The sequence below is a fragment of the Adhaeribacter radiodurans genome (genome assembly GCF_014075995.1).
GTDB lineage: Bacteria > Bacteroidota > Bacteroidia > Cytophagales > Hymenobacteraceae > Adhaeribacter > Adhaeribacter radiodurans.
Map to the genome: position 1 here is coordinate 179714 of NZ_CP055153.1, position 12803 is coordinate 192516.

At 41.2% G+C, this 12803-nt stretch carries 10 protein-coding genes; 9 read left to right on the forward strand and 1 reads right to left on the reverse strand.

The features are described 5' to 3' along the window. Window positions 1-172: 172 nt before the first annotated feature. Window positions 173-1615: an SDR family oxidoreductase gene (locus HUW48_RS01315; protein WP_182413959.1), complete on the reverse strand. Its 1443-nt coding sequence runs from the start codon at window positions 1613-1615 to the stop codon at window positions 173-175. 261 nt (window positions 1616-1876) lie between these two features. Between HUW48_RS01315 and HUW48_RS01320 the strand changes: the two genes are divergently transcribed. The 9 genes from HUW48_RS01320 (at window position 1877) to HUW48_RS01360 (ending at window position 12740) form a co-directional block, all read left to right on the forward strand. Continuing rightward, a complete protein-coding gene (locus HUW48_RS01320) occupies window positions 1877-2809 on the forward strand; it encodes a DUF2167 domain-containing protein (RefSeq protein WP_182413960.1) in 933 nt (310 codons plus the stop codon). 924 nt (window positions 2810-3733) lie between these two features. Then, window positions 3734-4459: a hypothetical protein gene (locus tag HUW48_RS01325; protein ID WP_182413961.1), complete on the forward strand. Its 726-nt coding sequence runs from the start codon at window positions 3734-3736 to the stop codon at window positions 4457-4459. A 283-nt stretch (window positions 4460-4742) separates the two neighbouring features. Continuing rightward, on the forward strand, window positions 4743-5300 hold the full coding sequence (locus tag HUW48_RS01330; protein WP_246343641.1) for an SCO family protein: 558 nt from the start codon (window positions 4743-4745) through the stop codon (window positions 5298-5300). A 91-nt stretch (window positions 5301-5391) separates the two neighbouring features. Beyond that, on the forward strand, window positions 5392-6237 hold the full coding sequence (locus HUW48_RS01335) for a carboxypeptidase-like regulatory domain-containing protein (protein ID WP_182413963.1): 846 nt from the start codon (window positions 5392-5394) through the stop codon (window positions 6235-6237). 481 nt (window positions 6238-6718) lie between these two features. After that, window positions 6719-7702, forward strand: coding sequence for a Kelch repeat-containing protein (locus HUW48_RS01340; RefSeq protein ID WP_182413964.1), 984 nt, complete (start codon window positions 6719-6721; stop codon window positions 7700-7702). 151 nt (window positions 7703-7853) lie between these two features. Continuing rightward, entirely contained in the window at window positions 7854-9365 is a 1512-nt protein-coding gene (gene glpK, locus HUW48_RS01345; RefSeq protein ID WP_182413965.1) for a glycerol kinase GlpK, read from the forward strand. A 343-nt stretch (window positions 9366-9708) separates the two neighbouring features. After that, window positions 9709-10437: an MIP/aquaporin family protein gene (locus HUW48_RS01350; RefSeq protein WP_182413966.1), complete on the forward strand. Its 729-nt coding sequence runs from the start codon at window positions 9709-9711 to the stop codon at window positions 10435-10437. Between the two features lie 157 nt (window positions 10438-10594). Beyond that, on the forward strand, window positions 10595-11626 hold the full coding sequence (locus HUW48_RS01355) for a glycoside hydrolase family 43 protein (protein WP_220463980.1): 1032 nt from the start codon (window positions 10595-10597) through the stop codon (window positions 11624-11626). A gap of 58 nt (window positions 11627-11684) precedes the next feature. Then, window positions 11685-12740: a family 43 glycosylhydrolase gene (locus HUW48_RS01360; protein WP_182413967.1), complete on the forward strand. Its 1056-nt coding sequence runs from the start codon at window positions 11685-11687 to the stop codon at window positions 12738-12740. Window positions 12741-12803 lie beyond the last annotated feature (63 nt).

The window sequence follows — 12803 nt, forward strand, 5'->3', positions numbered from 1 at the left end:
AATGAATAATAAAAAACCGGGTACTCCCGGTTTTTTATTTAAAAAGACTTGATTATATAAATTCCCCTGTAAAATCCTCACAATGGCGCCTCCCTATGGCGCGGAAGTTACTTCCGCGTCAAAAGGGTTATATAATCAGATACGGCTTTTTTACTTCCAGCCAAATTTTAAATTATTCGCCGTAATGAATAATGTTGCGAGCCATACCGTTAAAAATAAAGTAATGAAAGGGCAACACGGAGTACCAGTATAATCGACCCAAGATACCTTTTGGCCGGAAAGTGGCCGTTTGAATTAAATGGTTCTGCTGATTCTGGTTTTCGATTTTAAATTCGAGCCAGGCTTCGCCGGGTAATTTCATTTCGGCGTACAAAAGCAAACGTTTTTCAACTTTATCGACGTGCAGTACCCGCCAAAAGTCTAAGGCATCACCTGGATTTATGGTAGCCAGATTGGTGCGGCCCCGCCGTAAACCTACTCCACCAAATAACTTATCGATAAAGCCGCGTAGCCGCCATAAGCTATTTAAGTAATACCAGCCCCGTAAACCACCTATCCGGAAAATATTATTTAAAACTGCCTCGGGCGAGCGGCTAAATACAAAGTCACGTTTATCTTTAAAACAACCTTCTTCGGGTACCTGGATAAAATCCGTTACTTTTATTGGGCTTTCACTATTCGAAAAAGAATCTTTCCAACTCGAGGCTACTTCGTTTTGATCAATACGGGCAAAAGCTAATTCTACCGATTCTTTGTAGGTCATTAATCGCAATGGTACTATTTCGGTGATTCCTAAATTCTGGCAGATAACTTCATTTTTCATAGAATCTACTAAACTGCGGGCCAAAGCAAAAGAAGTAGAAGTAACAAAATAAAGCCAATACGACGACAGCCTGGGCGAAAGTACCGGTACCGAAATAATCCAGCGCTTGAGGCCGCGTACCTGAGCAAAAATGGCTAACATTTGCTTATAGGTTAATATTTCGGAACTTCCAATATCAAATACTTTATTATGCGTTTCCGGATTTCCCATTACGCCGGTCAGGTATTCTATTACGTTCCGGATACCAATAGGCTGACACCTGGATTTTAGCCATTTCGGCGCAATCATTACCGGTAACTTCTCTACCAAATCCCGAATAATTTCGAAAGAAGCGCTACCTGAACCAATTATGATGGCAGCCCGCAGTACCGTAACCGGAACTCCAGCCGTAGCCAGAATTTCTTCTACGTGTCGGCGGGAGTTTAAATGCCGCGATAACTCTGCATCGTTGGCAATACCGCCCAGATAAATAATTTGCTTACAGGTTGTGGTGGCAATGTAATTAGTAAAGTTGAGGGCTGTTTTCTCTTCCAGGTCGTTAAAATGCTGGTAAGAAGCACTCATGGAATGAATCAAATAAAAGGCAACATCTATATCGATGGGTAAATTAATTAAGCTGGTGGTATCCAGAAAGTCAGCTTCTTGAATCTGAACGTGGCGCCGAATGCTTTCGGGCATAGGAAAACGATTACGGTCGCGCACCGACGCGTATACTTCATGTCCCTGGCTTACCAGATAATAAACCAAGCGTTTGCCAATGTAGCCTGTTGCTCCAGTTACTAAAACTTTCATGGTAAAATAACCCTAAATACAAGAAATAGTTTTAATACTTTCCGGCCTTAACAATCAGCCTAAATTATTAGGTGCTATCAATGGTTGGTTATGAGATTGTATTGGCTAGTACCGGAAATTACAGTATACCTGCAAAAAATAGGGATGGAGGGTTTCGGGAGTATATATCCGAAAATAATTACTGAAAGGGATTTTGGTATAGTATTTATTATGTGAATAATATATTATAAAAAGTAAATATTAAACAACTAAAACAACTTCATGAAACACTTTTTACTCCGTAAAGCCTGGTTATGGCTATTAGTACTTTTACCCACTAAAATCTGGGCGCAGGCTGTAGACTCGGCCGGCATCCAACGCGAACAACTCGAAAAATCCTTTACTTACGAAACTGGAACTATTACGCTGGGCGATAATCTGGCTAAGTTGCAAGTGCCTAAGGGTTACAAATTTTTAAGTGCCAAACAAAGCCAGTATGTGCTTAACCAGTTATGGGGGAATCCGCCGGATAGTTCTACCCTGGGAATGCTTTTTCCGGAACACGATTCACCATTAACCGAAAACACGTATGCGGTTGAAATTAGTTATTCGGAAGAAGGATATATTAAAGACAACGATGCCCAAGATTTAAATTACACCGATTTATTAAAAGAAATGCAGCAAGATGTTCGGGATGCCAACCCGGAGCGGGTACAAGCGGGTTACCCATCCGTGGAATTAGTACGCTGGGCAAGTGTACCGTTTTACGATGCGCAAAATCATAAACTGCATTGGGCAAAAGAAGTAAAGTTTGGCGAAGATGAAGCCAATACCTTAAATTACAACGTTCGGGTATTAGGCCGCAAAGGCTATTTATTACTAAATGTAATTGCTCCTATGTCGGTTTTACCTACCGTAAAGAAAAATATTCCGGATATGTTGGCGGCTGTAAATTTTACTTCTGGTAATCAATACGGCGATTTTAATCCGGACATAGATGAGGTAGCCCAGTACGGGATTGGTGGTTTAATTGCCGGTAAAGTATTGGTAAAAGTTGGTTTCTTTGCATTGATTTTAAAGTTTTGGAAAGTACTGGTAGCTGCTGCTTCGGGTATTTACTATTACTTGAAAAAGAGATTAAACGGTAAAAAAGAACTTCCAGAACCAGTTTTAGCAACGGAGCCAGAAGTGGAACCGGCTTACCCGGTTATATAAATCTAATAGAAATTAGTTGTGATAACCCGCATGTGAAACGTGCGGGTTATTTTTTGCTCAAAAATTTATAATACTTTCTTTATTACTATACGCAGCGATAAATAGCCAATTGTTCTTGCCATTGCCCAACTGAAGATTCATAAAAAGCTTACTTGCTCTGATTAAGTATAAATGAGTTTGCCTGGCAAGAGGTTAGATAAATATTAAGCACCAAGCCAGGGCATCGCGCCAGTTAACCCATTCAGAAAACTTACCAGCCCCTTCTAATGAGGGGCTTTTCTATTATTAAATCTATCCCTTCCTGATTCTTTAGCAAACCTTGATTGGTTACCGGTTTACCACCCATAAAAAGGGTGCATGTTACCTCCGTGTTAGTAAATGTTACCAATAAAAAAGTGCCTTAAAACACTGTAAACGGCCTTTTTCTCATATGTTACTTACCTGTTATAAGTTGTAACAAGCGTGTTAGACAAGGCCACTCCGGCGATTATACATTTGCCTTATCAGGTTTAGAAATCAAAAGCTAATACCTCTACTTAAACAAATTTATAAAGGCCATGAAAAGAGTTTTATTCGGTTTTACTCTAGCTTCTACTCTTACAATTATTAGTATTGTATCCTTTGTTAATATCCAAGATTCAATCATTCTCTATATAAGAGGACAAAACGAAAAACTTGTTTCAAACAGCTTTTTAACTGACCTAAACAGTAGCCAATTCCTGCCATTTTTTAAAAGGGGTCAAAAAGTCGAAGTTTTGAATACCTCTGATAATAAAGCCGATGATCCCTTACACAAAATATTGCGGAAAATAGCTCTATGCCGCTAAAGGCAATAATGAAAAAGCTGATAAACCAATTTGCTCTCCAAGTGATATCCAATGAACCATTAAATTAAATCATCCTAACTAATTAAATTATAAGTATATGTCAACAGTAATTACTGCTTCCGAAACCATTTCCCGGCCACAACCGACTGTTATCCATGCCAAACCAACAACGCTTTTAGACCGGATAGGCATGGCAAGTGGCTTAGCCTTTGTTGCCCTTTTTATGTACGTTGGTTTTCTTACTCCGGGGCCTCCCGCGGACTTTACAAATGAAACCTTAGCCGCTTTTTATAAACAAAACGTAGCCAATCATTTAGTAGGAACACACTTGGCCTCTGTAGCATTTTTATTGTTCTTTATTTTTTCAACCACTTTGCATAACCTGGTACGGCAACAAGTAAAAAGTAATAATTGGTTACCAGGTGTACTATTAGGTTCCGCATTAATGACCACCGTTATTTTTATAATGGGCCAAGCCAGCCTGGCTGCCACCTCTTTAATGGCAAGCCGCGATGTTAATGCGGATCTGGTCCGGGGGTTAGATGAAATATCCCATATAACTACTCACTTCTTTACGGCGCCCTTAAGTCTTTTTTTGATTACTACTGGCGTCTGCATTTGGCTATACCGAATAATGCCCCGATGGATAGCTGTGCTCAACTTAATTGCCGGACTAACCCTTGTAGTAACTACCGGCACTTTTGATCACAGAGAATTATTGCACAAAATTGGAGTACTAGCTTTATTGGTTTTCTTACTCTCCACCTTAATTATGAGCATTGCACTGCTTTGGAAATCCAGAAAGGCAAATAAAAGCTTGTAGAAATTGAATGTTTTGCCTTAGAAATTTACCTGAAAAACATTCCAGATTCTAGTAATGGTGGTTCAGCCATAAATCCTAACACTTGAAAAAACTAAAATTTTCAAGCCACCTTTCTCCTCTTATTTTTAATCTAAATACAGGTTTCATAAATATGAATGCACCCCAATTTTATAAGATAAATTCAATTCTTTCTGTTATACTTTTCCTGGCATTTGCCGGCCTGTTAGGGAGTTGTACTAATACTCAAAAGACCAAGAATAGTCTTCCGATATTTGGAGAGCGGATGGCAATAAAAAAGGTGCAGAATGGTAAAATAATAGTTGATACCATTTTTCACCGAATACCTGATTTTGGTTTTATTAACCAGGATAGCCAGCAAGTTACCGAGCGAACTTTTGCTCGAAAGATCTATGTAAGCGATTTCTTTTTTACTTCCTGCCCAACTATTTGCCCTAAAATGAGAACCCAACTGCAGCGGGTATACCAGCAATTTAAAAATAACAATCAAGTCCTACTGCTTTCGCATACCCTCGACCCGGAGCGTGATTCTGTAGCTGTACTTCGGGACTACGCCCAAAGCATGGGAGTATCCAGCAAGAAGTGGCATTTTGTGACGGATGCTAAAGATAGTATTTACGCTATTGCTTCTAAATACATGGTTGCCGCCACCGAGAATAGTAAAAAAGGTGGTTTGATCCATAGCGGAGCCTTAGTATTAATAGATACCAACCGCCATGTCCGGGGTATTTACGATGGTACTAAACCAGAGCAAGTAGACTATTTATTAGCAGATATTCAGACCTTATTAGCAGAGAAAAACCTGTCCCATACTTTCAATTAAAGTAATAGTTCTTAAAAATATAATCCTCGCCAAAATTCATTAAAACGGTTATTTCACTAAACTTTTCTAACTAAGCTATTAATATTTTATCATGAAAACATCATTATCTAAACTTGTTATTTTTTATTTGGCTGCCCTGTTAGCCTTTACTTCTTGTACCGAAGATGACGAGCCTCAACCAGACAATGGAGCAGGCGCTAATACTGTAAGCGGCCACGTGGTAGATGCTCAAGGAAAACCTTTGGCGGGAGTAAAAGTAAGAGCCGAGAATCCGTCCGGTTACAACATTTTTGTGGAAGGAACTACCGGTACCGATGGAAAATACAATTTAACGTTAACCTCTATTGGCGGTTGGAAAATCTACGCCTGGAAAGAGGTGGAGTATAAAGGAAAAATTTACCATTTACGGTTAGGAATGCCCGATGATAAAGATTACGATGCTTTTACTCCCGGAGAGAAAGGAGCCGTTAAAAACTTTGTCTGGAAACGGAGCGGCCGCATTCCAGATCGGGGCACCGATATTAAAAATGGTTTTGGTTTCTTTGGCGGGTCGCTCTTATTCGTAAACGTGAATAGTGTAGTTCCAGCTATGAATCCGGGGACAAAGGTAACTGTTACCTTAACGCCTACCAACAGCGCCAAATACCTCGATGGCACTCCTGCTGTAGCTACCGATAAAATTCAGAAAACCTTTACTATAATCAGTGGGCCAGATCAAAATTATTACATGGGCGATATTCCAGTAACAGAATACCATGTATCCATTGAAAGTGAGCAGAATGGTACGAGAAAACAAGTATTTGTAGGTACAAATACAGCGGAACTATACGAATGGATTGAGTTTGATTTCGATCCGGCCTCTTTATCTTCCGGTTCCTACGAAAGTGGGATTCAAACACCCAACAATACGCCTTTTTATTTAGGACAGAAAAATTAAATAGGACTCTTATTAAATTTTGTCTTCGTTTGATAGGCTTAAGCGAAGGAACCTCTTAACAGCAATTAATCAATATTCCCAAATCTAGAAAGGGCACCCCTAAGGTGTCCTTTTGCTTTGAACTGTTTGCTAGCCGATTACCTTGGCATCGGGTTTAAACTAAAAGAGAATTCCATTTTAAATTCTTATGTCGGTTGAATACAAAATATTCAATAAACTGGCTATCCAATAATCTTTTCTTAATGCAATTTGTCTTTCTTATTTTTAAAAAGGTTGATAACCTGATCATACATTAGCCAATCCGGAGGCATAATGCTTAAGCTCCTTCAAAATTATTTTCCCATCTGTTTCCAAGCTTCCAGCTTCTACTCCAAAATATTTTCATCAATTTTCATTTACATTATGCTTTTCAAATATTTTTATTCATTTTTCTGAAATAAATTCCAACAACTGTTTATTCAATTTGCTCAGTCTTATTCTTATGAAAAAGAAAATTACCGTGGTTTCCGGATTACTGCTTATTAGTTTGGTATGCTTTAGCTTTTACAGCAAAATAATGGCATCCTGGAAAGCGGTTACTCCGGAAAACTTACCTTTACCCCGGCACGAAAATGCCTTTGCCCGCGTGGGAGATTCCTTTTACCTGCTGGGTGGTAGGCAAATAAAACCCGTTGAGCGATACGATACCAAGACCAATCGTTGGGAAAAACGGGCAGCTCCGCCCTTAGAAATGAGCCATTTTCAGGCAATAACTTTTAAAGACGAGATTTATGTGGTAGGCGCTTTTACGGGTGGCTATCCGCACGAAACGCCCATTCCGCGCATTTATATTTACAATCCCAAGCAAGATGCCTGGCGAGAAGGACCCGAAATCCCGGCAGATCGGCGGCGCGGTTCGGCTGGTGTAACGGTTTACCAGAACAAGATTTATGTAGTTTGCGGTATTACCGATGGTCATTGGGATGGCCAGGTAAGCTGGTTTGATGAATACAACCCCGCCACCAATACCTGGCGAAAACTACCCGATGCCCCCCGAACCCGCGACCACGTTTCAGTAGCCGTAGCCGATAACCAATTAGTAGTAGCGGGAGGCCGTCGGTCTACTGCCCGCGTTGATTCGGTACTGAATACGACTATTGCCCAGGTAGACGTGTTTGATTTTAAAACGAATAAATGGCGTACTGCTCCGGCATCTCAAAATATTCCAACGCAGCGCGCTGGTTGTACGGCGGTTCCTTTGGGCAATAAGGTTATTATTATGGGTGGGGAAAGTCCGCAGTTGGTGTCGCATAACGAAACTGAAGCCTTTGATGTGAAAACCAATACCTGGCAAAAATTAGCTCCTATGCAAACCGGACGGCATGGCACGCAAGCGGTAGTTTATCAGAACAAAATATTTATTGCGGCCGGTTCGGGTAATCACGGAGGTGGCCCGGAACTGAATTCAATGGAAGTAATGGAGTAAACGTAGACTTTTAGTAAAAAATCAAGCTTCTGTTTAGGTAGCTAAGGATTGTAAAATATTTGATTAAGAGTTTGTAGTCAAGTATTTAGTATAGAGTAAGTCTTACGTTTAATGCCTTAATACTTGTGTCTTTAATGCTAATCCGTTTTTTATGAAAGAATATATCTTAGCCTTTGACCAAGGTACTACCAGTTCACGAGCCATTGTATTTAACCGACAAGGACAAATTGTTTCCCTGGCTCAGAAAGAATTTAAGCAAATATATCCTCAGCCGGGTTGGGTAGAGCATGATCCAAGCGAAATTTGGTCGACGCAGGTGGGCGTTGCGGCCGAAGCAATATCTAAAGCTGGCCTACAGGCAACGGATATTGCTGCTATTGGCATTACTAACCAACGGGAAACCACTGTAGTTTGGGACCGGCAAACGGGTAAAGTATTGTACAATGCCATTGTGTGGCAAGATCGGCGCACGGCAGAATTCTGCGACGATTTAAAGTTAAGGGGTTACGAAGAATTAATACGGCAAAAAACGGGATTGGTAATTGATGCCTATTTTTCGGCTACTAAGATTTATTGGATATTGGCGAATGTGCCCGGCGCCCGCGAAAAAGCAGATGCCGGTCAGTTAGCCTTTGGAACGATCGATTCCTGGTTAATCTGGAATATGACAGGCCGGCAGGTTCACGTAACCGATGTAACCAATGCTTCGCGCACGCTCTTATATAATATTCATACGCTTTCCTGGGACGAAGAATTGTTAGATTTGTTTCAAATACCTGCCAGTATGTTGCCTGAGGTAAGATCGTCGAGTGAAGTAGTAGGAGAAACCAGTGCGGCTATGTTTGCTACCCGCATTCCTATTGCGGGTATTGCCGGCGACCAGCAAGCGGCTTTATTCGGGCAGATGTGTACCCAGCCAGGTATGGTAAAAAATACGTATGGTACCGGTTGTTTTATGCTCATGAACATTGGCGATAAACCCATTATTTCTACCCATAAACTGGTAACTACTATTGCCTGGAAAATTAATGGGCAGGTAAACTACGCTTTAGAAGGCAGTATTTTTATTGCCGGGGCGGTAGTTCAATGGCTGCGCGATGGCCTGGGTCTCATTTCTACTTCGGCGGAAGTAGAGGATTTGGCTGGTGCGGTTACCAATAGCGAAGGGGTATATATGGTGCCGGCATTTGCCGGTTTAGGGGCGCCTCACTGGAATCAACACGCGCGGGGCACTATCGTCGGGATGACGCGCGGTACCACTTCTGCTCACCTGGCCCGGGCCGCTCTGGAAAGCATTGCGTTTCAAACCCGCGAGGTATTAAAAGCTATGGAGGCAGATGCTAGTGTAAAAATTGCTGAATTGCGCGTAGATGGTGGGGCTACGGTTAATAATTTATTAATGCAGTTTCAGGCCAATATTTTAGGTGCGCAGGTAGTTCGCCCTGAAATTACTGAAGTTACTGCCAGTGGTGCTGCCTACCTAGCTGGGTTGGCAGTTGGCTTTTGGTCAGGCATAAACGATATTCAGCAACAATGGCAAGTAGAGCGGCGCTTTGAGCCGGAACCTGGTTTTTATTCAGATGAAATGGTAAAAGGCTGGAAACGGGCGGTAAAAGCAGCTAAAGCCTGGGCCGAAGACGATGATCACGAGGACCATTTTTAAGTTTCTGCAACTAAAGGAATATCGGTTTATTTGCTGTTCAAACTTCTATTATTAGGGTTTTTGGAATACCTACTGCAATTCCTGTTGGTAGGTAATGGTCTTCTATGTATATTTTTTATCCAGCTAAATTTGATTGTACAAGTAATTCTGAAGCGATAGATTTTTATAGTTGCATTTAACTATTAACCTGATTAAATAGATTTTGCTTGTTCCCTGACATAACAGGGCGAATAATTAAGTTCTAGCAATTTTAATGAATCGTTTATAATAGATTGATTCAGAGATTAGTCCGTTTTGTTTAAATTAACAAGAGTATTATTCACTTAAAAGAAAATAATATAGCATGTCCCCATTTACGGCTGAATTATTCGGAACCATGTTTGTGATTTTATTGGGCAACGGCGTGGTAGCTAACGTATTATTGAAAGGAACCAAAGGGTATAATAGTGGCTGGCTGGTAATTACTACTGGTTGGGCTTTAGCGGTTTTTACCGGCGTAGTGGTGGCTGCTCCTTACAGTGGAGCGCATTTAAACCCGGTAGTTACCTTAGCTTTGGCTATTGCGGGTAAGTTTAACTGGGATCAGGTAGGTATGTTTATTTTGGCACAGATGCTGGGTGCTATGCTGGGTGCACTGTTAGTGTGGCTGCTTTATAAATCTCATTTTGATAACACCGAAGATCCTTTATTACAACTGGCGGCTTTTAGTACCAGTCCGGCTATCCGGCATCCCTGGGCTAATTTGTTCAGCGAAGCAGTGGGTACTTTTGTGTTAATTTTTGTAATTTTTTACGTTACTAACCCTGAAATGGGCACCGATAAAACGCCTATTGGAATGGGGTCTTTAGGAGCAATTCCGGTTGCTTTCCTGGTTTGGGGAATTGGCTTAAGTTTAGGCGGTCCTACCGGTTACGCCATTAACCCAGCGCGCGACTTAGGGCCAAGAATTGTACATGCGCTCATTCCTATCAAAAATAAATGCCACAGCGATTGGCGCTACGCCTGGGTTCCTGTTGCTGGTCCGGTACTAGGGGCTTGTGTAGCTGCTATTCTGTATTTGCAGTTAAAATAATAAACTACCATTTAGTAAGTTTAAAAATAAAGCGTTATCCGAAACAGATACTTTTTACAGCAAGCTTCAGGCAAATAAAAGCCATTAGGATGCGAGGCAAGCAAGTGTAAGGTTACCTGCTTATTTTTAGTTTACCCTAAAATTCTGAATCTAATACATGAAAAATTTGAATAAGGTAAGCTTTATTTTCTTGCTTCAGATGGTTCTTTGGCTTCCGTTTAGCAGTTTAGTTGCTTTAGCCCAGGAGAAAACGTTTACGAACCCGCTGGTGGCAGAAGGTCCCGATCCCTGGGCTTATAAACATACCGATGGCAATTATTATTTTATGTCAACCGGAGGGAATAAGCTCTCTATTTGGAAATCAAAAAACTTAAGCGGAATAAAACAAGCTAGTCCTAAAGTAGTCTGGATACCACCCGCTACCGGGCCGAATAGTAAGGATATATGGGCCCCCGAGATTCATTTCTTAGATGGTAAATGGTACATTTATTACACCGCCACCGATAAACAGAATCCGGGCGACAAAACGCGTTATGTTTTTGTACTAGAAAATTCAGGCGATGACCCACTTACCGGCACCTGGCTGGATAAAGGCAAAGTAAATACAAATTATTCCGGCTTAGATGGATCCGTATTTGAGCATCGGGGGAAACGCTATTTTATGTATTCGGCGTATGTTGGGCCACAGAGCCGGTTATTTATTGCCGAAATGAAAAACCCTTGGACCATTAGTGCAAAGCAAGTAGAAATTGCTAAACCCACCTTTGCCTGGGAAAAATTTAATGACCGCGAAATTTTGGAAGGACCACAATTTTTAAAAGGTAAAAAAGGTACGGTGCATATAATTTATTCGGCTAGCGCTTGCTGGGACGATAACTATGCTTTGGGCATGCTTACTGCCATTGATGAAAGCGATTTATTACCAGAGGCTGCCTGGCAGAAATCGCCGGAGCCGGTTTTTAAAGCTTCCAAAGAGAATAGTGTGTACGGTCCCGGTCATAATAGCTTCACAAAATCGCCGGATGGGAAAGAAGATTGGATTGTATACCACGCTAAATCGATGGCTAATGGCGAGTGCAGCGGCCGGAGTACCCGCATTCAGAAATTTACCTGGAAAACAGATGGCATCCCTGATTTTGGCACGCCTCTGTCAACAGCAACGCTTATAGTAAAACCTTCCGGCGAGTAAAAAGCTATTAAATCAGTTTCTGATCTGGTTAAATAAAAAAGTAAAAACTCCCTTACTCATGCAGCATTCTTTATTTACTAAATCTTTATTTTTACTAGCAGCATTTATTTTTTGCTTTTTAATAAATTCGGAAGTTGTATGGGCGCAGGCCGGAACGGCTATCAACAGCAATCCAAAAGTAACTTACCAGAATCCGGTTTTTAATCACGATTTTCCCGACCCCAATTTAGTGCAGGGGACAGACGGCTATTATTACGCTTATTCTACTCAAGCCGACTGGCGAAAAGATAATTTTGGCGGCCCTTACGTTATTCCTATTCTGCGTTCTAAAGATTTAGTAAATTGGGAAGTAGTTGGACCTGCGCTAGCTCAAAAACCAGATTGGAAAGAACAAGGTGGTATTTGGGCCCCTGATGCCGTTTATTACAAAGGCAAGTATTACCTGTATTATTCTTTTTCCACCTGGGGCGATCCCAATCCGGGCATTGGAGTGGCGGTAGCTGACAAACCCGAAGGTCCTTTTACCGATCATGGCAAACTGTTTTTGAGTAAAGAAGTAGGCGTGGATAATTCTATTGATGCCTTTTTCTTTGAAGATAAAGGTACTCCTTATTTAATCTGGGGAAGTTTTCACGGAATTTACGGCATCCAACTATCAGGAGACGGTACTCAGATAAAAGGTGAAAAATTTCAAATGGCGGGTACTGATTACGAAGGATCGCTGATTTATAAGAAAGGTAAATTTTATTACTATTTAGGGTCGACAGGTACCTGCTGCGAAGGCGAAAAAAGTACTTATGAAGTAAAGGTAGGGCGCGCTAAAAAATTTAAAGGTCCTTACTTAGATAAGAACGGCAAGCCGCTGCTGGAAAATGGTGGTACCCGCTTGTTGCAAAAAAATGTTGGAACTTCAGGTTTTGTTGGCCCGGGTCATAATGGCGATATTATTCAGGATAAAGCCGGCCAAACCTGGATGCTGTACCACGGGTTCAGAAAAGATAGCCCAAAAACCGGCAGAGTAATGCTACTTGATAAAATTAAATGGCAACGAAAATGGCCCGTAATGGAAACCGGACAACCTACTATTACTCCGCAAGCGGCACCGGTATTTTAGAAAAAACAAAAAGAACAGATAATTAGAAAGCAGCACATTGCTTTCTTAATTTTAAGTTAAATA